General features: G+C 54.5%; 18 protein-coding genes and 1 tRNA gene. 9 read left to right on the top strand and 10 right to left on the bottom strand.

From position 1 onward, the window contains the following. Positions 1-11 precede the first annotated feature (11 nt). Both R0137_RS00645 and R0137_RS00640 read left to right on the top strand, forming a co-directional pair. Positions 12-1,565: a hydantoinase/oxoprolinase N-terminal domain-containing protein gene (locus R0137_RS00645; protein WP_407327783.1), complete on the top strand. Its 1,554-nt coding sequence runs from the start codon at positions 12-14 to the stop codon at positions 1,563-1,565. Beyond that, positions 1,562-2,653: a DUF917 domain-containing protein gene (locus R0137_RS00640; protein ID WP_407327782.1), complete on the top strand. Its 1,092-nt coding sequence runs from the start codon at positions 1,562-1,564 to the stop codon at positions 2,651-2,653. The genes R0137_RS00645 and R0137_RS00640 overlap by 4 nt, the downstream gene beginning before the upstream one ends. Before the next feature lie 44 nt (positions 2,654-2,697). On the opposite strand, the gene R0137_RS00635 is transcribed toward R0137_RS00640, so the two are convergent. From R0137_RS00635 to R0137_RS00615, 5 genes are all read right to left on the bottom strand, one after another. Next, positions 2,698-3,957, bottom strand: coding sequence for a serine hydrolase domain-containing protein (locus R0137_RS00635; RefSeq protein ID WP_407327781.1), 1,260 nt, complete (start codon positions 3,955-3,957; stop codon positions 2,698-2,700). A gap of 5 nt (positions 3,958-3,962) precedes the next feature. Further along, positions 3,963-4,472 (bottom strand): hypothetical protein, encoded by a 510-nt coding sequence (locus R0137_RS00630; protein WP_407327780.1) that lies wholly within the window; start codon positions 4,470-4,472, stop codon positions 3,963-3,965. A 114-nt stretch (positions 4,473-4,586) separates the two neighbouring features. Beyond that, the gene (locus R0137_RS00625) at positions 4,587-5,123 is read right to left on the bottom strand and encodes a DUF4252 domain-containing protein (RefSeq protein ID WP_407327779.1); all 537 of its coding nucleotides are present in this window, start codon (positions 5,121-5,123) and stop codon (positions 4,587-4,589) included. 3 nt (positions 5,124-5,126) lie between these two features. Beyond that, the gene (locus R0137_RS00620) at positions 5,127-5,666 is read right to left on the bottom strand and encodes a DUF4252 domain-containing protein (RefSeq protein ID WP_405269518.1); all 540 of its coding nucleotides are present in this window, start codon (positions 5,664-5,666) and stop codon (positions 5,127-5,129) included. 135 nt (positions 5,667-5,801) lie between these two features. Continuing rightward, positions 5,802-7,490, bottom strand: coding sequence for an amidohydrolase (locus R0137_RS00615; protein ID WP_407327778.1), 1,689 nt, complete (start codon positions 7,488-7,490; stop codon positions 5,802-5,804). Between the two features lie 191 nt (positions 7,491-7,681). Here R0137_RS00615 and R0137_RS00610 point away from each other — a divergent pair, with 191 nt between their 5' ends. Further along, positions 7,682-9,688: a M3 family metallopeptidase gene (locus R0137_RS00610; protein WP_407327777.1), complete on the top strand. Its 2,007-nt coding sequence runs from the start codon at positions 7,682-7,684 to the stop codon at positions 9,686-9,688. 85 nt (positions 9,689-9,773) lie between these two features. Here R0137_RS00610 and R0137_RS00605 read toward each other — a convergent pair. Both R0137_RS00605 and R0137_RS00600 read right to left on the bottom strand, forming a co-directional pair. Then, positions 9,774-9,850 (bottom strand) — tRNA-Arg (locus R0137_RS00605). A 101-nt stretch (positions 9,851-9,951) separates the two neighbouring features. Beyond that, on the bottom strand, positions 9,952-10,473 hold the full coding sequence (locus tag R0137_RS00600; RefSeq protein ID WP_407327776.1) for a hypothetical protein: 522 nt from the start codon (positions 10,471-10,473) through the stop codon (positions 9,952-9,954). Between the two features lie 364 nt (positions 10,474-10,837). Here R0137_RS00600 and R0137_RS00595 point away from each other — a divergent pair, with 364 nt between their 5' ends. Further along, the gene (locus R0137_RS00595) at positions 10,838-11,992 is read left to right on the top strand and encodes a DUF819 domain-containing protein (protein WP_407327775.1); all 1,155 of its coding nucleotides are present in this window, start codon (positions 10,838-10,840) and stop codon (positions 11,990-11,992) included. A 16-nt stretch (positions 11,993-12,008) separates the two neighbouring features. Here R0137_RS00595 and R0137_RS00590 read toward each other — a convergent pair whose 3' ends face one another. After that, positions 12,009-12,434: a YqaA family protein gene (locus R0137_RS00590; protein WP_407327774.1), complete on the bottom strand. Its 426-nt coding sequence runs from the start codon at positions 12,432-12,434 to the stop codon at positions 12,009-12,011. Positions 12,435-12,538: 104 nt separating this feature from the next. On the opposite strand from R0137_RS00590, the gene R0137_RS00585 reads away from it, so the two are divergent. Together R0137_RS00585 and R0137_RS00580 are read left to right on the top strand one after the other, a co-directional pair. Next, positions 12,539-13,000: a (2Fe-2S)-binding protein gene (locus R0137_RS00585; RefSeq protein ID WP_407327773.1), complete on the top strand. Its 462-nt coding sequence runs from the start codon at positions 12,539-12,541 to the stop codon at positions 12,998-13,000. Then, complete coding sequence (locus R0137_RS00580; RefSeq protein WP_407327772.1) at positions 12,997-15,249, top strand: molybdopterin cofactor-binding domain-containing protein; 2,253 nt, start codon at positions 12,997-12,999, stop codon at positions 15,247-15,249. Before R0137_RS00585 ends, R0137_RS00580 begins: the two co-directional genes overlap by 4 nt. Before the next feature lie 53 nt (positions 15,250-15,302). Here R0137_RS00580 and R0137_RS00575 read toward each other — a convergent pair whose 3' ends face one another. Further along, positions 15,303-16,355 (bottom strand): AraC family transcriptional regulator ligand-binding domain-containing protein, encoded by a 1,053-nt coding sequence (locus tag R0137_RS00575; protein WP_407327771.1) that lies wholly within the window; start codon positions 16,353-16,355, stop codon positions 15,303-15,305. Between the two features lie 100 nt (positions 16,356-16,455). Between R0137_RS00575 and R0137_RS00570 the strand changes: the two genes are divergently transcribed. From R0137_RS00570 to R0137_RS00560, 3 genes are all read left to right on the top strand, one after another. Beyond that, positions 16,456-16,776 (top strand): 2Fe-2S iron-sulfur cluster-binding protein, encoded by a 321-nt coding sequence (locus R0137_RS00570; protein WP_407327770.1) that lies wholly within the window; start codon positions 16,456-16,458, stop codon positions 16,774-16,776. Positions 16,777-16,790: 14 nt separating this feature from the next. Next, complete coding sequence (locus R0137_RS00565; protein WP_407327769.1) at positions 16,791-18,035, top strand: cytochrome P450; 1,245 nt, start codon at positions 16,791-16,793, stop codon at positions 18,033-18,035. A 135-nt stretch (positions 18,036-18,170) separates the two neighbouring features. Then, positions 18,171-18,452 carry a YchJ family protein gene (locus R0137_RS00560; protein ID WP_407327768.1) on the top strand — a complete coding sequence of 94 codons (282 nt, stop codon included), beginning with the start codon at positions 18,171-18,173 and terminating at the stop codon, positions 18,450-18,452. A gap of 12 nt (positions 18,453-18,464) precedes the next feature. Here the strand turns inward: R0137_RS00560 and R0137_RS00555 are convergent, their stop codons facing one another. Further along, positions 18,465-19,604, bottom strand: coding sequence for a serine hydrolase domain-containing protein (locus R0137_RS00555; protein ID WP_407327767.1), 1,140 nt, complete (start codon positions 19,602-19,604; stop codon positions 18,465-18,467). Between the last annotated feature and the right edge of the window lie 68 nt (positions 19,605-19,672).

Here is a 19,672-nt window from a genome sequence, read left to right as displayed (position 1 = left end):
GAGGTGTAGTAATGCGAATTGGTATCGACGTGGGTGGTACTCACACGGACGCCGTTATTCTTGATGGGCACAGGGTTGTTGCCTCTACGAAGTTTCTGACTTCCGAGAACGTCAGAGACGGCGTACTGGGTGCTCTGGATGTAATACTGGAGGGCAGCGGCGCTGCCCACGATGCGATTGAAGCGGTCATGATCGGTACCACGCAATTCACAAACGCTGTGATTGAGCGTCGCGAGCTAGCGGCTACGGCGGTGATCAGAATTGCTCTACCGTCGGGAGAGATGATCCCACCTATGACGGACTGGCCCGATGATATAGCAGATGCCATTGGGCGTCATTGCTACATGGTGCATGGAGGCCTGACCTACGACGGCTTCTCTATTGGAGAACTTGATGACGCGGAGCTGGATAGCGTTATCGATGACATTGCTGCCAAGGGTATTAAGCTGGTCGCGATATCGGGCGTTTTCTCTCCTTCGAATCCGGAGCAGGAGTTGATCGTTGCTGAGCGTCTCGCTAGGAAAATCCCGGGAGTCGGAGTAACGCTGTCGCACAAGATTGGGGGGATGGGACTCTTGGAACGCGAGAATGCCGCGATTCTCAATACGAGTCTGCGACCCTTAGCTGAAAATGTCGTGCAGGCTTTTAGAGATGCACTGGCTGCTCGCGATATCAGTTGCCCGTTTTACATCAGTCAAAACGATGGCACCTTGATGTCCGCGGAGTTTGCGGCGGAGTTCCCTGCGCTAACCTTTGCTTCCGGCCCCACCAATTCTCTCCGCGGAGCCAGCCTGTTGACGCAGCTCAGCGATGCGGTGGTCGTGGATATCGGTGGTACGACTTCCGACATCGGTGTACTTCAGGGCGGCTTTCCCAGGCAGTCTAACGTCGCCATCAAGGTAGGTGGTGTGCGTACCAACTTTCGTATGCCGGACATTCAGGCGATAGGACTCGGTGGTGGAAGCCTTGTTAGCGCTGATGGCGGTACGATCGGTCCCCAAAGTGTGGGTTATCGGCTCGTCACTGAGGGTTTGGTGTTTGGTGGCGACACTCTAACCACGACAGATATAGCCGTAGCCGCTGGTGTGGTGGACATCGGCAGTACAGAGAATGTCTCTGAGATCGCCTCTACCGTGATTGAGACAGCGATGGGGCGCATGCACACCATCGTTGACGACGGTATCGATCAGATGAAATCCAGTCGCGACCCGGTGCCGGTCATTCTTGTCGGTGGTGGCGCTGTACTCGTATCCCGTGATCTGGATAACGCCTCAGAGCTCCTGCGGCCAGAACATGCGGGAGTGGCCAATGCTATTGGCGCCGCTAACGCGCAGGTGGGTCGAGAGATGGAGCGCATCGTCTCGTATCGCGAGCATCCCCGAGAGGGAGTGCTGGCTGAGTTACAGGCGATTCTAAGCGAAGAGCTTCTCGCCGCAGGCGCCCGGAAGAGCAGTATCAAACTCGCGGACGTCGAGGAAACTGCGATCGCGTACATGGCGGACGAATCAACGCGTTTGCGAGTCAAAATGATCGGTGACTTAGATTTTACGGGGAGTAAACCATGAGCGTAACGATCACTCATGAGGACATTGAAGAGCTTTGCATGGGCTCGGTATTCCTAGCTACCGGGGGAGGGGGAGATCCCTATATTGGCCAGCTGCTGGTGACCGAGGCTCTCAAAAAACATGGACCGGTCACTCTCTTTCCTCTGGAGAATCTTCCCGATGAATCTCTGGTGGTTGCCGTGGGCGAGGTGGGTGCTCCTTCGATCAGCCTCGAGCACCTACCCATCGGCAATGAGTGTCTGGAGGTTGTTGATCGCTTGCAGGAGTGGATGGGGAAGCCTATCACTCATCTTGTTTCCTTTGAGGTAGGCGGTGCGAATTCCGTTATTCCGTTACTGGCTGCGGCCGCCAAAGGCATCCCGTTGATAGATGGCGATGGAATGGCTCGAGCCTTGCCGGAAGCTCAGATGATGACCTTTGCCATTGAGGGCGTGAAGCCGAGTCCTGCTGTGGCGGTAGATTACAGCGGCGGAGCGGTGTACTTCGATGTTCGAGACGCGGAGCTCTACGAGCGCCAGATACGGAATTTATCGATGGCCATGGGAGGCATGGTCTTTACCGCTGAGCATCCTATGAATAGTGAGGAGGCCCGTCGCGCAATCATCCCCGGAACCATCAGCTTCGCCCTGCAGTTGGGCCGAACACTCAAGCGGCACTCCGGAAACGCGGGGCAAATCGAAGCGCCGCTGCGGGAGCTGTTTGAGGCATCGGACTACGGTCAGTTCAAGCATCTCTACACTGGGAAAGTTGTGGACATTAATCGCAAGACTGTCGGAGGATTCGATGTCGGTGAGGCTATTCTGGAATCTACCATCGATGACTCACCACCCCTGCGTCTTGCCATAAAGAACGAATTCCTCCTCGCTGAGATGGGCGATCGCGTGGTCGCCAGCGTACCCGACCTGATTACTATGGTGGATCATGAGACATCCGCGCCCATCAACGCTGAGCGTGTTCATTATGGTCAGAGGGTGAGTGTTTTTGGCATCGGCTGCCCTCCACACTACCGCAGTGAGAAGGCCCTCAAAGTGGTTGAACCGCGGGCGTTTGGTTTCGACATCGACTACGTGCCTATCGAAGACCTTTAGGGGTATGGCCCATGAAGCTTTAGGCTGCTTCCGGCTAAGGGCGGTCAACGGCCCAAGGCTGTCTCAATAGCATTAACAAGCTGTTGCTGTGTTGCTCCGCTAACGTTTGGAGCTCCTCCCTCGGCGTCAGGCCAGCTGGAGAGCATCGCGATCACCGTGTTAGATTCAGGAGCAACGTGTATCAGTTGCCCGTGCACACCTCGCGCCTGAATGGATCCTCGACCATCGCCCAAGCCCCACATAAAGGAGCGGTAGTAAGGGCGAATGCCCGTCGGAGCTTCGTAGGGCCAGCTTCGACTGCCGTTTCTGGATACGATGTCATCTATCCATGCCGCTGGAAGCACTTGATCGTCGCCGTTTTTACCGCGGTTTAGTATGAGTTGTCCGACGCGGCCCACATCTCTGAGTGTTGCGTGCATTCCTCCGGAGGCTAGCGTGAAGCCTCCGGTGTCTACGGTGATGCCCGCGTCCTGTTCGGCGCCGATGCGCTGCCATATTCTCTCGGCTACTAGGTCGGCGAAGCGCTTTCCAGTCGCGGCCTCCAGTACCCAGGCTATAACATCGGTGGTACCCGACTTATAAACAAAGCTTCCTTGTCGTCCGGGCATCCGGCCGACGGCGGGGAGGAACAGATAGTTACCTATGACCGGAACACCCTCGCAGTCCGGCCCCGTTAAAAGGCCATCAGAACAGTCCTGCCGACGCACTGTGCTGTCTGCGGCGGCGTAGTCCTCGTTCCACTCTGATCCGTCCCGCATGTCGAGGAGGTCCCGCAGCGTGTCCGGCCCCCATCCGCTATCTTTGAGCGCCGGTACGTAGTCCGCTACCGTCTTGTCTAGATCAATGAGCCCATCTGCGGCGACACTCGCTGCAGTGAGGCCGGTAATGGTTTTACTCACAGACCAGAGAAGGTGGGTTCGCTCAGGTGTAAGCGTGCCGGCGTAGCCCTCGAAGACGACAGTGCCATCTTTGATAACCAATAGGCCGTCAACATATTGATCCTGCATGAGCGTAGAAAGCTTGGCGGGGGACCCTTCCCAACTCACCATCATGTCCGTCGCCGCGGTGTCCAGGCCTGAAAGGGGGGTAGGGCTGCCGACGCTCCGACGGATGGGTTTGCTGGGGAGCACTTCGCTCATGTGCGTGTAAGCCCAGCGATTGAGAGGGCCAAACTGCCAGCTGGCGCCATTCAGTCCCACAGGTCGTTGATCCTCTGCGCCAATCGCCGCTCCTGCCAAGGAGAGCAGGCTTAGGCAGCTAAGTGTTTTTGCTAGAGGAGCCAGGGTTCGCGTGCACAAGGTCATAGTCTTCAGACATCCGGTTGAGAGTTAGGCTGAGTAAACAACTCATTCAGCGGTGGAGGATTACACAAGGATTGCATCGCATCATCCGGCACTGCCTGCGATAAGCCAAGATCGGCATAGAGAGTGTCCAGTTCCCGCAAGGTTTGGCAGGCTTCATACAACTCATAAACCATGCTGGACACAACGACGGCGGCTCCAATATACGGCAACGACTCGGCGGGGATGGCGGCAATACCTCTTGCGGCGACGCGTTTGGTTCTGGCCGTCAGGCTTTTGCCAAAGCCGCGTACTGAGTCACTTCGACGGATCTGTGAGCTTTTTAGCGCACTCAGCTGTCGTTCACTACCTGCGAGTTTGGAGGAGAGTGCTGCACTTGCTGTACGAATCCCTAGCGTTGTTGCCAACGCCGTAGAGACGGCCGCGTTGAATGCAGTGCTACTTAATAGCAGTAAGTTACTGCTAACAAGCGCCAGTAGGGTGATCAGAACGGCGCTGTGCCGAATCAATCGCAGCATCAGGGTGAACTCCGCGCGTAGTGCCCCAAGGGGCGATCTGCGAAGAATACGCCGCTGCGATCTGTAACTGAACACTGGCCCGAGCGGAGCCCCGACCAGTTGTGGTGCTGATGCTTAGTCGATGCTGTCAGTTATTAGCGCGAAGCTTTCGGAGTGGGGCACTACCGAGGACCAGCTTCGAAGGTTGTCGGGAGCGATCTCCCCCATCATGTTGATGAAAACCAGTTCTTCCTGGTCAACGGCAACAATTGCCAAGCCCTGAAGTATTCCACTGTGTTCTTTGACGAAGACGTGTACGCGAGAGCCATCCTCGACTACCCGCACAATCGGGCTCCAGTCCTTATCAAAGGCGTTTGCCGTGGCCACGCCTATGTCCATGTCCAGCGCTTCGTAATCGACTTCCTCTGACATTTTGTGAACGCTGATCTGAATACCGTCCAGGGATTCCATAAGCGCTCGGGCTTGAGGATCGTTGTCCGTATGCTTTGCGGCAAAGCGCAGGACACTAGCGCCAAGAGAAATAGACGTACCGTGTTTGAGGCCCGTGTGTTCTGGTGTTTCAAACTGCACATAACCCGGATTTTCCGAGGATGCAGTGAGTCCGCATCCTGCGAGTACCAGGGTCAGTGCTACTACTGCGAGTGTTCTCATGATCTACGGTGCCAAATCGAGGTCGACATCAAGACCGTCTACGACGTCGATGCTGGAGACCACTTGATTGATGTGCGCCGGATCAATATCTCCCAGTACGTTCACAAACACAGCTTCCTCGTCGTTGACCGCCATAATCATCAGGCCGTGAATTCGATCATCGCTGTGTTTGACGTAAACGTTCACTCGATCGTCGGGTTCTCGAACGCGAACTATCTGTTCCCATTCAAGATCCGCGAGCTTGTCGCTCACGTTTTCCATGCGATCTGCGGCTGCGGTGGTGTCTCCTTCTGTGTCGTAAACGTGGACACGTACTGAATCCAGGTTTTTGAGCGTCTCCTCAGCGATGGGGTCGTCGTGCTTCATGGATCCAACCAGCTTCAGAAGAGATCCACCCAGATTGATCATGACGCGTGGCTCGCCGTAGTTTTGCGATAAGGTGGAAAAATCGACGTAGCCCGGCAGTTGGGTTGTGGCCTCGTCGGCGGACCACACGACTTGGCTGGTGAATACTAGGGACAGTAACAACGCAATTGATTTCATGGCGATAACCTCTCTCGCGACTCTGAGTAAACAGAGTGCGCAAGGTTTGAGCAAAGGTCACGGCATTAGCGATGAAGTGAAGTGTTGGCGGGTTCAGCCGCTATGTGGGCCCGAAACTTAGGGTTCCAAGACCGCTTAGGCTTCAAAGACTGCTTGCCCATCGAGATAGGTCGCGACAATAGGGATGTCCTTGAGCGCATTCGGGTCTGTCTTTAGTGGGTCCTGGCCCAGGAGGACGAAGTCTGCCAGCTTGCCCGGAGTCAGCGTTCCTTTGTCATGTTCCTCAAAGGATGCGTAAGCGCCATTAACGGTGCACACCTGCATGGCTTCGGCAGCGGTGATGCGCTGATTGTCACCCCAAATCCGACCCTGGGAGTCCTGGCGAGTGACCATACTTTGCAAGGCCATCATGGGCTCATAGGGGCCTGGCGTGAAGTCCGAGGCCGGTGCCACCATGATGCCTTCATCGATGAAAGACCGATGGGCGAACATGCTACGCATCTTCTCGGAGCCGTAATCCACCCACTTGTTTCCGTGGTAATACGCGTAGGTATAAAAAGGAGTCGGAATGGTGCCCGTTGCTTTGATGCGTTTGAGCAGTAGCGGGTTCACCAGTGAGCAGTGCTCGATTCGAAAACGCGGATTTACACCCTCCCAATCCTTGAGGACACGCTCATAGGCTTGAAGCACCATATCGATGGTGACATCACCATTGGCGTGAATGCCAATGCGAAAGTCGTTGGCGACGGCATCGTCCACCGCGGCATCAATCTGCTCCTGAGACATAGTGAGAATACCGTAGTCGTCCGTACCCTCGAAGGGAGTACTCATGCGCATGGTGCGTTCGGAGGCACTGCCATCTGCAGCGTACTTCACTGCGCCTACGCGGAGCATTGGGTTACCAAATCCCGAACGCATGCCCGCTCTCTTCATCGTCTGGTACGCCTCCGTATTACCTCCGGGCATATACGCGATGCGGGTGTAGAGTTCGCCAGCATCCAAGGCGTCCATGTAAGAAACCCAACCCTCTAGATCACCAAAAGCATCCGTGGTGCTGGTGAGCCCTGATGCAGCCATGCGCTTGGTCATCAGGCTGGCGCCTTTACGGTTGGTTTCCCTGTCGACTACTGGCCACTCGCCTACGTCGTTGAATATAAACATGGCTAGTTCGGCCACCTTGCCCGTCAGCTGACCGTCCTCTCTGAAGAACCGTCCTCCCTCCGGGTCAGGCGTGTCGTTATCGATACCCGCTATGGCGAAGGCCTGGGAGTTTACGACTGCAGTGTGCCCCCCGCGATGCCGCACCATCACCGGCTGAGAGGGTACGACCGCATCAATATCTTGTCGCGTTAAAGGGCGTCCTTCGTTAAATTTAGTGTCGTCATACATATGGGCAAGAACCCATTGCCCCGGTGGGGTGCGCTGAGCCTGCTGTTGGAGCAAGCTCTGTACTTTAGAAATTTGGCGGACGTTGACATCAACGCTAATGGCTTCGTTGGCCATAAGTGGATGAGAGTGTGCGTCGATAAAGCCTGGCGTTACCGTAAGGCCTCGAGCGTCGATACGTCGAGTACCCGGGCCTGCCAAGTCGTTGATATCTGCGATGGAGCCCACCGCTAGTATTCGATTGCCTCGCACCGCCATGGCTTGCGCGTTCGAGGTGGCGATGTCCATAGTATGAAATGTGCCGCCGGTAACGATGAGGTCAGCTTTGCCCAGGGCCATGTTCGCCCAGCTTGGGCCGCTTACCGACGCTGCTGCGGACGCAGTTGCCAGTGCTTTGAGTAGATGTCGGCGTTTTTCATTGATCGGTGCATGGCGCATGGGCGAGGACCTTCTAACCGGGAATCTGGTTTTTAGGTTACGTGGGTGCGTTTACGGTGACAAGCAAGGGCCAGTCGTAAACAGCCTCCACTATCGGTAAGCTCTTGCCGGGGATGGTAGCTTCATCTCGATTAAGTCTAGGTCTGTGCGCTGAACGCCATACGGCCATTATTACTGTGGGCGTATGTCACATGAGCAACCCTTTTTTCGAGCCTTTGGCTGACAACGGTATTCCTAACTTCCCCGCGATTCGTTTTGAACACTACCGCGAGGCGTTCGATCAGGGTTTTGCGGAGCAACTTGCGGAAATAGACGACATCGTTGGAAATCCGGAGGCGGCCACTTTCGAGAACACCCTAGAGCTTCTTGAAGAAAGTGGCGCTTTGTTGCGCCGTGTGGAAGACGTTTTTTGGAATCTCACGTCTTCGGACACAGATGCAAAGCTCCAGGCACTCGAGTGCGACGTCGCACCGGAGTGTAGCGCGCACCGAAGTAGCATTTATGCGAGGCCAGAGTTGTTCGCGAGGGTGCAGGCGGTGTACGAGTCTGCGGAATCTTTGAGCGCTGAGCAGAAGCAACTTCTTGAAGAAACCCGGCGGACTTTTGTGCGAGCAGGTGCCGAGCTCGGAGACGAGGAGCGACGCCGCGTGAGTGCAATTACCGAGAAGCTAGCGGTGCTCTGCACGCAGTTTGGACAGAACGTGCTCAAAGACAGTAATGACTATGCGCTGACGCTAACTTCCGAGAGCGATCTCGCAGGTTTGCCTGAGTACGTGCGTGAGATGGGCCGTGATGAGGCGCTCAACCGAGGTGAGGAGCAGGGGTATGTCTTCACGCTATCGCGCTCTTCTATCACTCCGTTTTTACAGTACGCCGAGAATCGATTGCTCCGTGAAGAGATTTATTCCGCCTACAGAAGTTGCGGTACTCGTAGTGTCGACAATCGACCTTTGATTCAAGAGATTGTTGCCTTGCGCCAAGAGCGGGCGCAGTTACTTGGTTTTGGCACTCACGCGGACTTTATGCTCGATGATCGTATGGCGAGGACCACCGTTGCCGTGCGCGAACTCCTGGATCAGGTGTGGCAGCCCTGTCTGCAGCAGGTGAGTCGCGAGGCTGACGCTCTGGCAGTTTGTGCGAGTTCTGAGGCAGAGGAGGCCCTCGCTCCCTGGGATTGGTGGTACTACACCGAGAAACTTCGCCGTCAGCGTTTTGATCTGGATCCGGATGAGCTTAAGCAGTACTTCAAGCTGGAGAATGTGCGTGACGGTGTTTTTGCCGTCGCGAACAAGCTCTACGGGCTGGTCTTCACGGAGCGCCCGGACTTACCGGTCTACCATCCTGAGGTGGTCACCTATGAGGTTAGCGAATCCAATGGCACGCTTGTTGGTCATTTTCTCTTTGATTTTTATTCTCGTCCGTCCAAGCGCAGCGGTGCGTGGATGTCAGAGTTTCGTGCACAGGGTCATAATGGGTCTCGCGTGACCCCCGTGATTGTTAATTGCTGCAACTTTCCAAAATCCACACCCTGTTTGCTAGGTGTTGATGAAGTGAGGACGCTCTTTCACGAGTTTGGCCATGGTCTCCACGGACTTTTGAGTAACGTACGTTATTCAAGTCTTGGGGGTACGAACGTAAAGCAGGACTTTGTCGAGTTACCATCGCAGATTATGGAGCATTGGGCTATGGAGCCTGAGGTGCTCACCTCTTACGCTCTGCACGTGGATACCGGCGAACCTATACCTAACGCTTTGATTAGCAAGTTGAAAGACTCTGAGCATTTCAATCAGGGATTTGCCACTACAGAGTATCTCGCCGCCTGCTACCTGGATTTAGCTTGGCACAGCGCTGCGGATGCGTCGGAGTACGATGTCGACGAGTTCGAAGCCACGGCAATGGCGGCGATTGCCAAGAGTGCGCTCATCGATCCACGCTATAAGTCGACGTACTTTCAACACATCTTCAGTGATGACTCTTATTCCGCCGGCTATTACGTGTATATCTGGGCAGAGGTGCTCGATGCCGACGGGTACGAGGCCTTCAAGGAAAATGGGCTCTTCGATCAGGCAACGGCTTCGGCTTTTCGAGGCAATGTTCTTGAGCGCGGCGGTACCGTAGACCCTATGACGCTCTATCGCAATTTTCGTGGTCGAGACCCTAAAGTGGAGCCTTTACTGCGCAATCGCGGATTACTCTAAAAACCGGCGGGAGCGGTGGTCTAGAAGGTGTTGGATTTAGAGGTGTTGTGGTTAGAGGTGTTGGATTTAGAGGTGTTGCAGAAAATGGCGCGCCCGGAGAGATTCGAACTCCCGACCAACTGGTTCGAAGCCAGTTACTCTATCCAGCTGAGCTACGGGCGCAATGTGTAATGAAGTGCCTATACATTACGAGGTCTTAGTGTACCGCTAAATGTGGCAAAGATTCTTGTGTTTTTGCCTCGTTTACACGAAAGCGCTGCTATTTAGGCAGCGGCTTCCTGTTCTACCTCAGTTTCGCTCACATCACTGTCTTTTGGCTCTAGTTCTTCTAGCTTGGCCTCCAGTGCTTTGAGCTGTGCCTTCAGTTCGGCGTTTTCGTTTTTCGTCTGCTTGTAAGATTTTTGCAGCAGATCGTTCGCTGAAGTCTTCTCGGCGAGTTTCTTCTTGCTTGCATCCAGGTTTTTCTTCATCTTCGCCGGATCAAACTGCTTGAGTGTCGCGATCTCTTCGCGGACCTCGGAAAGGTCAGACTGGAGAGTTTTGGCGCGGGTTTTTTGCTTGGCAACATCTTCAAGAAGGTTCTCGCAACGCTGATGAAGCTCGCGGTTACGCTGCTCAACTTTCTTGTTTTTAGACGCATCTACGGACAGTGCCGAGATTTGCTCTAACTGCTTGGCGATCACGGCTTTCTGATCTTCCGTGGCCTTTTCAAGTTTGGTGATTTCTTCTGATTTCGCATCAAGTTGCACCTGATATTCGGTGCGGAGCTTGTCTTCCAGCTCCATGATCTTTTCTAGGTTTCGTGCAGTAAGCATTCAGTATGTCCGTTGATATCCGTAATGTTATTCGCAGATCGTGCTGGCGGATTAGGCCTGTGAGCTCTTATCTACAGCGACTTGGCTTCAAGTATCTGCGAATAAGACATCTGTACAACGATCGCTTTCGGCCCGCTACGGACCGTCGGTTTCATTGGCTGGATTGTGAGCCAGGAGGGCAAAATATTGAGTGCAATTTGGCCAGTCAAATATTAGCGCGCAAAGAGTATCCGTAGAAGGGCTTGAGTGCAAGAATTCACTGAAAAAAAGTGTGGGAAATGTGCGGTAGCTCAAAGACACTCAGAACGCTGCAAGTTCCGTGTACTATGCCTGCATGTTTGTAAGCACTCTATCAATCGCTGCCGTTTTGGCCGCCCTCATTGCCCTATCTGAATGGTTGGCGACACGTACCTGGCTTCGTCACTTTGGCGCGGCACTTTTGGTGATTGTTTTAACCGCCATCGTCGCGAACCTCGGCGTGATACCCACCTACGGTCCTGAGACGCCGCTCTATGGAGCGATTTTCACCTACGTCGCACCGCTGGGCATTTTTTGGCTGCTTTTGCTCGTTGATTTACGGAGCCTGGGGCAGGTCGGCGGCCCCACGCTCTTGCTGTTTCTTCTGGGGTCTTTGGGCACTGCGTTAGGTGCCGCAACGGGTCATTGGGTCGTTGGTGGTGCCGATGCCCTGGGAGACCAGCATGCAGCTTTAGCGGGAATGTTTACCGGTACTTATATCGGCGGCAGCGTTAACTACAACGCCGTGGCTTTGGAATACGGGGTGATGGAAGACGCAGCTCTCTATGCGGGTGCCGCTGCTGTCGATAATGCCATGACCACCGTGTGGATGGTGGTTTGTGTAACCCTTCCCCGCCTCTTGGTAGGGTTTTGGCCCAAGAGCAATGACCAAAGCGATGATGTTCAAAGAGAGCCGGTTGCGGATGATGGAGAGGTCGCGCGGATTTTTGATCTTGCCGCGGTAATTGCCCTTGGCATTGCGGCTGTGGGGCTATCTGAACTTCTTGCAAACCTGCTGAAACAGTACGCGGGACTTGATGTCCCTTCGGTACTGATGTTATCGACGCTGGCATTGGTTCTTGCTCAGCTACCGGTGGTGCAGCGACTAAAGGGTGCTCGATTGCTCGGACTGCTTGCGGTGTATCTGTTTCTCGCGGTCATCGGTTCTTTGTGCGATGCAGAAGCGCTGATGCGGATGGGAGAGCTGGCGCCAGTGCTGGGGGTTTTTGTGGTGGTGCTTGTGAGTATCCACGGCACGGTAGTTTTTGGCGCTGCCCGTCTGCTCAAAGCTGACCTGGAAACTGCGGCGGTAGCTTCTCAGGCAAACATCGGTGGCGGCACGTCTGCTTTGGCTCTTGCCCGGAGCCTCGGGCGCGGTGATCTTGAGCTCCCCGCTATTCTAGTGGGCTCCGCGGGTTTGGCCCTCGGTAACTATATGGGTTTCACGATGGTGGGCCTGCTGGGCGGTTGAATCAGGGCGTGTATCGTTACAGCGTGTAAAGCGCAATCAGCAGTACAAAGCCGTAGCGCAGAGCTTTGCCTATTCCCACTAAGACCAGAAACGTTGGCAAACGGACCTTCATGACGCCCGCGATCAAGGTCAGTGCGTCACCGCCTATCGGTAGCCACGCAAACAGTAGTGACCATACACCTCGCCTCTGAAACCAGCGCTGCGCCCGGGTTATTTGTGCGGGGGTGAAGTAAAACCAGCGTTTGTCCTGAAATCGGAGCAGTTGCCGTCCTATTGCCCAGTTCACCACGGCGCCTAGTGTATTGCCCAAGGTCGCTGTGATTAAAAGCAATGCGGGATCCGCTCCCTCCTGTAGTCCCAAGACCAGAATAATTTCCGAGTAGAACGGCAGAATCGTGGCCGCAAGAAACGCGGAGCCAAATAGCAGTAGGTAGTCTTCCACAGTGCTTCCTGGGGGCTCCAAATTTATTGCTGATGTGACGTTTAGAATTACGACGGGCCTGATGACAATACGCTATGCTTAAACAAAAGTACGGAGGAATATCCATGATCGAATTTAGGCTCAACGGTAAGCGAGTATCTACCGAATCTCCCGACGACACGCCTTTGCTGTGGGTGATTCGCGATGAGCAGAAGCTCAAGGGGACGAAGTTTGGTTGTGGTATCGCTCAATGTGGGGCGTGCACTGTCCAGCGTGACGGCGTGCCTGTCCGCTCATGTGTGCTCCCCGTTAGTGCGGTGGCCGGTGCTGAGATCACCACTATCGAAGGTCTCGCGAGTCCCGAGGGTACAGCGCTTCAGGAGGCTTGGGTCGAAGCTCAGGTGCCGCAGTGCGGATACTGTCAGTCGGGACAGATTGTCACCGCAGAAGCGTTTTTGAAAGACAACCCCAATCCAACGGAAGCCGAGATTACTCAGGCAATGACCGGCAACCTTTGTCGTTGCATGTCCTACACGCGGATTCGCAAGGCCATTAAGTCTGCTGCGGACGGGGAGATGAACTCATGAAAAATCTCAAAACAGGCGTCAGCCGCCGCAGTTTTCTGGCGGGTAGCCTAGGCACAGGCTTGATGATGGGGCTGGGTGTCGTGTTGCCCGGTTGTTCAAAAGAAGAGGCGGTCAGCGAAATTGCCGCGACCGGCGGTAGCCGAATGTTTTCGCCCGCTGTCTGGTTTGAGATCAGCGAAGCGGGTGAGGTTCTGGTGAACATCGCCAAGGCGGAAATGGGGCAGCACGTGGGCACGGCACTTGCGCGTATTGTTGCCGAAGAGCTGGGCGCAGATTGGGAAAGCGTGAGCCTGGCCCATGTGGATACTGATCCGAAATGGGGCTATATGGTGACCGGTGGTTCCTGGTCGGTAGTGACAAGTTTTGAAATGCTCTCTCGGGCGGGAGCAGCTGGGCGCACGGTGCTTATAGATGCAGCGGCAAAGCTGTTGGGCGTCGATGCGTCGGGACTGAGCGCTGAGAATGGCCTTGTATCTGGTGCCGGACAGTCGCTGAGTTTTGCCGAGATTGTATCCCGCGGTGACATAAGCCGTACTTTCAGTGACGATGAGTTGGCTGTTATGCCAATCAAACCAGCGGCATCGAGAACGCTCATTGGCAAAGCAGCATCCGCGCTTGATGTTCCCGCAAAGTCTAAAGGCGCCGCTGTATATGGACTCGATGCAGAGCTGCCGGGAATGGTTTACGCCCATCCCATCGTGGCGCCAACGCGATATGGCAGCGTGATTAAGTCCATCGACGATAGTGCAGCCAAGCAGATTGCCGGGTATCAACAGACCATGGCGATTGAGGATTCTTCAGGATTTGTTCAGGGCATGGCGCTGGTGATTGCGGATAGTTTTCCGGCTGCCATGAAAGCGACTGAGGCGATCACGGTGGAGTGGGATGCGGGTGAAACTGCAAGTGTCAGCGAGGACGATATTCTCTCTGAAGGGAAAAACCTGGTTGACGACCCAGAAGCCGGTGTTCTGTTTGTAAATGCTGGAGACGCGGTCTCGGCAATGTCGTCTGCCAGCGATACTTTATCCGCAACTTACAGAACCAGTACGGCACTTCATTTTACTTTGGAGCCGCAGAACGCCCTCGTGGAGTTCCGCGACGGTCAGTGTCATGTGCATGCGGGAAACCAGTGGCAGTCGCTGATCATTCCGGTGCTCGCTCAGTCATTGGATATGAAAGAAGAAGACATCGTGCTGCACACCTACTACCTGGGAGGAGGATTTGGTCGTCGTCTGTTTGGCGATCAAATGATTCCCGCGGCCCATGCTGCCCGAGCATTGGGTAAGCCAGTGAAGCTAGTTATGACGCGGCCGGTCGATAGTCTGTTTGATTGCGCACGCTCACCCTCGGTGGCCCGCTTGGATGCCGCCTTTGCAGAGGACGGCACTCTGAGTGCTATTGATCACGCAGCAGCAGCTGGCTGGCCAACGCTGTCCATGGCGCCCGGATTTTTGGGCGAAGGTGTTGATGGTAACGGCAAGTTTGACGGATTCTCGATTAATGGTGCCGATCATTGGTATTCCGTCGACAATCATCGTGTACGCGCCATCAATAATACCCTTGCGCAGGAGACCTTCTTGCCGGGCTGGTTGCGTTCTGTGGGGCCAGGTTGGATAGGCTGGGGTGTCGAGTCTTTCATGGATGAAATTGCCACGAAACTCGGCATGGATCCCCTGGAGTATCGTCTTTCCCTGCTTGATGCAGTGGGACGGCAGGCTGGAAGTGCACCCATGCAGGTGGGCGGAGCCTCTCGCTTGGCAGCCGTATTGAAAGACGTACAGCAGCGCTCGGGTTGGGGTTCATCGCTCCCCGAGGGAGAAGCTCTGGGCGTCGCTGTCGCTCATGGTCAGGAGCGAGCAATGCCGACCTGGAGTGCCTGCGTCGCGCATGTTGCCGTCGACGGTACGAACGTCACGGTGAAAAAGCTTTGGCAGACTCTGGATTGTGGCACTGTTGTGCATCCGGACGGTGCCCTCGCGCAGGCGGAAGGAGCAACACTCTGGGGTCTCAGCCTAGCGCTCCACGAAGGCACTGCTTTTGAAAATGGACAGGTGAGAGACCGGAACTTGGACAGCTATACGCCTCTTCGCATGGCGGATGTTCCTGAGATGGACATCAAGTTCATAGAAAGCGATGAGTTTCCCACGGGCTTGGGAGAGCCGCCATTTATTGCCGTCGCTCCCGCCATTGGGAACGCGATCTTCGCGGCTACGGGTCAACGAGTTAGAGACTTGCCGATCAAGCTGTAAGCGTTGACGGTGTTAAGAGCGTTATCGGTTTGTAGACCACAGCGCTCTCGCCATTACAAAGCGGACGGCGTTTGTCGGTATAGCTTTGGAGTCAATCCGGTCCAGCGTTTGAAAGCTTTTCTGAAAGCAGCGGCATCGTGATAGCCCAGCGATGCTGCTACAGCTTCCACAGTTTGCCGAGGTTCCATTAGATAGCGCCGCGCCAGTTCTGCAAGAAACTGGTCTTTTAGCTGCCGGAAGCTCGTGCCCTCGACTTCGAGGCGTCTCCCCAAGGTGCGCTTTGATACAAACAGTGCCTGAGCGATGTCTGGCTCCGCGATAGAGTCTATGGGGCGCAGCAACATGAGCGTTCTCACTCGGTCGGCCATAGAGCTGCTGGATCTTGGCGTTTGTTCCAAAAGAGAGATGCATAACTGCTGGGTAAGTCGAAATGAAGCGTTGTCACTGGTGGCGTTTGCGGCGCTGGCCAGCTCACCGGGAAGAATGTAACTGTTTTGCGCGGCTTCAAAACGGTAGGGCGCATGCAGAAACTGGTCATAGTAATGAGCATGAGTTGGTTCGTGATGGGCAAAGTTGATCATCGCCTCGGTCGCTGGGCGTCGTAGCACCGCCTCCACAAAAGACTGCATCAACATGGCGAAGCATTCAGTTACCGTAACTTGCGCAAAAGAATCGTCGTCGACGGACATGTGAAAACGCAGTTCACAATGAATGCACTCCTGGGACACGTTGATGTCGATGGCGACCCAGGGAAGCCGGAGGGGTAGATAGTCCCGCAGCGAAAGTAAAGCACTCATAAGATCTGGACTGCATAGGGCGAGATACCCCAGAGGACCGTGGGCGGAAGGGTGCAGTTGCTCCCCAAGGCGCAGGCCGAAGTCTGGAGAACCCAGTAGCTCACGGCCATTTTGCATAATCGCAAGTTGCTGATCCCCGGAGATAAAGGTTTCATCGCCGGGCATGAGAATATCTTCGGGAAGCCCCGTGCCCAGCAAGAGCTTACTGAGATCGCGCTCCTGAAGCTTTGCGACACGAGCGATGATCCGAGAGTAGGTGCTGGGTAGCTGGAAGTCGCTTGCTTCGGAGTAAATTGCTCTGCTGGTCATTATGGCAAATTATAACCCTTTATTGGCAAATAATAACCCTTCTGGCCGGCGGCTTATTCGTTAGAGTGTTGCGCATAAATTCGTCACTGAGAATAAAACTATGCCAAAGATCACCCTCATCGAGCACAACGGCGAGAGCCACACCATTGAAGCCGAAGTCGGCAAGTCCCTAATGCTAAACGCCATGGACAACGATGTACCTGGTATTGATGCTGATTGTGGCGGCGCCTGCGCCTGCGGTACCTGCCATTGTTTTATTGAGGAGCCTTGGTCGTCGACCACGGGTGGAGTAGAGATGTTGGAAGAGTCGATGCTCGGCATGCGTCCTGACCGCGAAAAGAATTCCCGCCTAAGCTGTCAGATAGACGTGTCCGAGGACATGGACGGCTTGGTAGTTCGACTTCCCGAATATCAAATGTAAGCGAGAATAAAAAAATGAATATTGCTGAACAACTGCCGAACGCAGGCATGATGGCTTTGGAAGACATCGACGTGAGTGATTCACGACTTTATCAGCAGGATGCCTGGCGTCCTTACTTTGAACGCCTGAGAAACGAGGACCCCGTTCACTACGTTGCGGATAGCCAGTTTGGGCCATTTTGGTCGATCACCCGCTGGGAAGATATCGTTGCGGTTGATAGCAACTTTGAGGATTTTTCGTCAGAGCCCACCATCATTATTGGCGATTTGGGCGAAGATTTACCGATAAGGCAGTTTATCGCGATGGATCCGCCCAAGCATGACGTGCAGCGTCGTGCGGTCCAGGGCGTTGTGGCTCCCAAGAACCTCGCAGAGATGGAATCTTTGATCCGTTCTCGCGTCGTGGAAATTCTGGATAACCTTCCCGTTGGGGAGACCTTCAATTGGGTAGAGCATGTTTCGGTCAATCTAACGACGCAGATGCTCGCTACGCTCTTCGATTTCCCCTTTGATGAGCGATCGAAACTCACTTATTGGTCCGACTTAGGTGCCGGCTCTCCGGAGATTGCAGGCGGTGATGTGGACCCCGAAGAGCGAGTGGCGGGTCTGCAGGAATGCCTTGAGACGTTTACGCGGATTTGGCGAGAGCGTAAGGACGATGGCGTAGAGACTCTCGATCTTATTCGTATGCTTCAGCGGGACCCCAACACTGAAAATATGGTCGATGACCCCATGGAATTTTTAGGGAATCTGCTATTACTGATAATCGGAGGAAACGATACGACCCGAAATTCTGCGAGTGCGGGTGTTCTGGCGCTTAATCAGTACCCGGCGGAGTATGACAAGCTGCGTGCAAACCCTGATCTGATTCCGTCAATGGTCTCGGAGGTGATTCGATGGCAAACGCCGCTCATGCACATGCGCCGCACCGCGAATAAGGATGTGGAGTTTCAGGGTAAGACGATTCGCAAAGGCGAAAAAGTCGTAATGTGGTACATCTCCGGCAATCATGATGAAACCGCGATCGAGAATGCCAACAGCTTCATTATCGACCGGGAAAATCCGCGCAAGCACATGTCCTTTGGTTTTGGCGTCCACCGTTGCATGGGTAACCGCTTGGCAGAAATGCAATTACGCGTTCTCTGGGAAGAGATCATGCAGCGCTTCAGCAAAATCGAAGTCGTCGCTGAGCCCGAGCGCGTGCAGTCTAACTTTGTACGTGGCATCAGTGATCTGCAGGTTAGAGTCCATCCTCTTTAAGCCTGTCGCCACCGCGCGACATTAAGCTTGGCTGTCGAATCAGAGCCCTGCCACTGTCAAAGTGGTCGGGCTTTTCCTGTCTGTTGCGGTCCGTTTTTGGACCGGGCAGCGGTACCGGATAGCGCTGAGAAGCTTATGCGTTCTCGTTACAGCGCCTTTGTTGCTTGCGATGAAACTTACCTCTTAGCTACCTGGCATCCCAAAACCCGGCCTAGTCGCGTTCGCTTCGATAAAGAGCAGCGGTGGCTTGGCTTACGCATCAAGGAAGCATCGCTGGTCGCGCCACATGACTCAGAAGCGACCGTTGAGTTTGTCGCGCGCTTTAAGATTGCCGGTAAAGGTCATCGACTTCATGAAGTGAGCCGCTTCGAAAAGATTGCGGGGCGTTGGTACTACCTCGATGGCAAGCATCTGTAATTTGCTTATGGCCTACTTAGTGTTGAGGAGCTGTTTCATCGCTTGCTCAGCCAGATCGTCGGTATCAAGACTGACATCGTTACACATCATTATCAGAGAGAGATGCCTATCTGGCACGCGCGCATAATAGGTACTGGTACCCAGCCAGCCGCCCGAGTGCTCAAAAATCACATCATCGCCGGACCTGCGTATGTTCTGACCATTGGCATATACCCTTCCATCCGTTAGGTGGTTGCTGTTCGGAGTATTCATGAGCGCCAGGAGTTGTGCAGGCTTTCGCCCGAGCTTTGGTGCGTAGAAGTGTGCATCCCAAAGCAGCATATCGTCCAAATTTGTGTGCAAGCCCCCATCGCCCACCCAAAAAAGATTGGTCATGTCGGTGATGTATTCACCGTCTTTAGTCTTTGCGTAGCCGTCTGCACGATTATGGACAATCTCCACGGGATCATCGCTAAAAAAACTGCTATCCATTCCCAGCGGATGAAAGATACGCCGCTCGGCGTATTCACGAAGACTTTCACCGGAAACTTCTTCTACTAGTATCGATAACAGGAAGTAGGCGAGATTGCTGTAACGAAAGCTCTCGTTGGGGCTTTGAGCCAGGGGCAGGGGAGCGACTACCTCATAGAACTCGTCAATGGTCAGATAATCTTTATTTCCCAATCGAAACTCTCCGCCCGCCGCCGACATGAGATTGCCGGCATTGGTAGCCTTGGGGCCTTCGTAGGAGCCTGCGATCAAATCGTAGTCACCCATGCCTGACACATGTCCGAGCATCGCGTTGATTGTTACCGTTGCGCCGTAGGACCGCAGCTCAGGCAGATATTCCCGAATGTCTGCATTCAGATCAATTTTTCCTTCGTCGGCGAGGAGCAACACGGCCATGGCGGTGAACTGCTTTGATACCGAGGCCATGCGGTGCACCTGACTCCCATCCAAGGGAACATTCAACTCCATATTTGCCAGACCGTAGCCCGTTTTATGAATCCATGCGCCGTCTTTTGCTGCACCCACGCTGCAGCCGGGGGAGTCGTCACTAATGCCGGAAAAGATTGCGTCGATAGTCGGTGAGATTTGCGCTTGGGCGAAAGCCGGAAGCAGTGATAAAACAAAAAAGCAGGCTTTCAGCCCGGATCGAGAATCATTAAGCACGCCTGCAGTCCTGTTTATTGCCGGAGAGCTTTCTCTTTTACACAGCGCATGCTCTGGGGTAAAGCCTC

Source organism: Congregibacter brevis, from assembly GCF_045689245.1.
Taxonomy (GTDB): domain Bacteria; phylum Pseudomonadota; class Gammaproteobacteria; order Pseudomonadales; family Halieaceae; genus Congregibacter; species Congregibacter brevis.
This window is presented reverse-complemented; position numbering and strand designations above follow the sequence as displayed.